Source organism: Neolewinella antarctica (genome assembly GCF_011927835.1).
Taxonomy (GTDB): domain Bacteria; phylum Bacteroidota; class Bacteroidia; order Chitinophagales; family Saprospiraceae; genus Neolewinella; species Neolewinella antarctica.
In genome coordinates this window covers 1-1,191 of the sequence record NZ_JAATJH010000023.1, presented here as the reverse complement: position 1 = coordinate 1,191, position 1,191 = coordinate 1, and the positions used below count along the sequence as shown (strand labels likewise).

Annotated in this window: 1 protein-coding gene; it reads left to right on the top strand. The window is 43.2% G+C overall.

What is annotated here, in order from left to right; genetic code table 11:
- The first annotated feature begins 67 nt into the window (after window positions 1-67).
- Window positions 68-1,183 carry a transposase gene (locus GGR27_RS19765; RefSeq protein ID WP_168040644.1) on the top strand — a complete coding sequence of 372 codons (1,116 nt, stop codon included), beginning with the start codon at window positions 68-70 and terminating at the stop codon, window positions 1,181-1,183.
- Window positions 1,184-1,191 lie beyond the last annotated feature (8 nt).

Below are 1,191 nucleotides of genomic sequence, written 5' to 3'. Positions count from 1 at the left end.
CACACTACTAGACATTTTGAAAATGACAGGGAAAACAGTAAATTGAAGTTAACTACAACTATCAATTATGTCAACCCTGCCACTCCGTAAATTTAATGATCTTTATGATAAATATGGTCTTGGAGCCGTTAAAAATCTCCACGTCCTACTGCAAACCCTCATCCTTGGGCGTACTTGTTCGCTTTGGAAGTTAAAGGATTATGTAGGGTTAGTACTGGGAAATGAGGACGTTCAACCAGCCAGTCATTACCGTCGCCTGATCAGATTTTTTGAGGAATGGCACGATAGCGAGGAGTTTTTAGTGGACTTGCAACAAAGAATTCTTCGGCTACTAAAACGCTTTCGATTTACCTATTTACTACTGGATGGAACAAGTTGGAAACGTGGCGGTCAAAAATATCACTACATGGTTTTGAGCGTATTGGTGGGAGACGTAGCCGTTCCTATTTATTGGAAACAACTCAGCAAAATTGGCGCTTCGTCCCAAGCGGAACGAGAAGAGCTGTTTGAGCAAGCTACTTCCCGATTCGATCTGTCGGGAATGACGTTACTTGCTGATCGAGAGTACATCGGAAAGAAGTGGTTTAACTACCTGGAAACCAATAAGATACCTTTTGTTATTAGACTTCGGTTTATCAACTACTATCACGAGGTCAACGCTGCGCCAGGCAAATCTTATCAAGAGATGTACGATCAGTGTCGGTACGAAGGTAAATTCTGTCGAAAGCAAATCGAGATCAAGGGAAAAAAGTTTTACCTGTCCATGCGACACAACCCCAAGCAGACTTTAGGAGAAGAAGTAATCATTTTCTTGACGATCATTCGCCCGCTGAAAAAGACCGTCGACCAATACATCAAGCGATGGAGAATCGAATGCCTTTTTCGCCACCTTAAGTCAAACGGCTTTGGACTAGAAGACTTGAACTTAAGAGCAGTGGATAAGAGCAATTTACTGATGGCGATAGTGTGTCTGGCCTACAGCTTAACCATCCGAGTAGGCTGGGCCGCCCGGTCTACGATCCGAAAAATCCAGTATGCTGACGGATCGTCTTTTCCCGCAGAATCAATCTTTCGTAAAGGCCTAAGTTTGATTACACCTTGGTGCGCGAATCTGGAAAAGTTCCTTTATCGAATAATAGCGCTCGATCCCGGACAAAATCACCCGATTGTTAAAAATGTCTAGTAGTATGG

What these genes read in the sequence shown, in the direction of transcription:
- GGR27_RS19765 (WP_168040644.1), top strand. Translation starts at nt 68, where the DNA reads ATGTCAACCCTGCCACTCCGTAAATTTAATGATCTTTATGATAAATAT.